We start from the raw sequence: 728 nt of genomic DNA on the forward strand, positions 1-728 counted from the left end.
GGCACTGCATCGCCGCCGAAGCAGTAGACCCGCACCGCCGGCGGATTGCCGTCGCGCTCGGCGTGTACCGCCAGTTGTTGCAGGTACACCGGCGGGAACACACCGACGGTGACGCCGTAGCGATGCATCTGTTCGTAGGTGAATTCCGGCGACCACAAACTATCGTCGCGGATCAGCACGCTGGCGCCGTAGATCAGCGGGTGCATCCAGCCTTCATGGGAGCCGTCGAAGGCGAAGGACATGAAGTGCAACTCGCAATCCGCCGGGCTCATTTCATAACGCTCGCCGGTGGCCAGGCTGTGCATGGCCAGCGGGCCGTGGGACACCGCCACGCCCTTGGGCAAGCCGGTGGAGCCGGAGGTGTAGATCACATAGGCGAGGTTTTCCTCGGCCAGCTCCACCTGCGGGGCACTGGCGGGATAGCCGGCAAAATCCGCGGCCCGCTCCACCGACAAGGTCGGCAGGCCATCGGGGATCGGCAAGCGATCCAGCAGATGGCTCTGGGTCAGCAGCAGCCACGCGCCGCTGTCCTGCATCATGTAGCGCAGACGGTCCTGGGGGTATTCGATATCCAGCGGTACATAGACCCCACCGGCCTTGAGCACGGCAAGGAAGGCCACCATGATTTCCGCGCAGCGCGGCATGGCGATGGCCACCCGCACTTCCGGGCCCACTCCCAGTTCGATCAGCTTGTGCGCCAGTTGGTTGGCCTGAATATCCAGCTCGCG

General features: G+C 64.8%; 1 protein-coding gene. It reads right to left on the bottom strand.

Annotated elements, in window-relative coordinates; translation table 11 throughout:
- Window positions 1–728, bottom strand: a 728-nt coding sequence (locus FW796_RS31850; protein WP_446440703.1) for an AMP-binding protein, incomplete at both ends; no start/stop codon positions are given.

The sequence above is a fragment of the Pseudomonas sp. 910_21 genome (assembly GCF_052850735.1).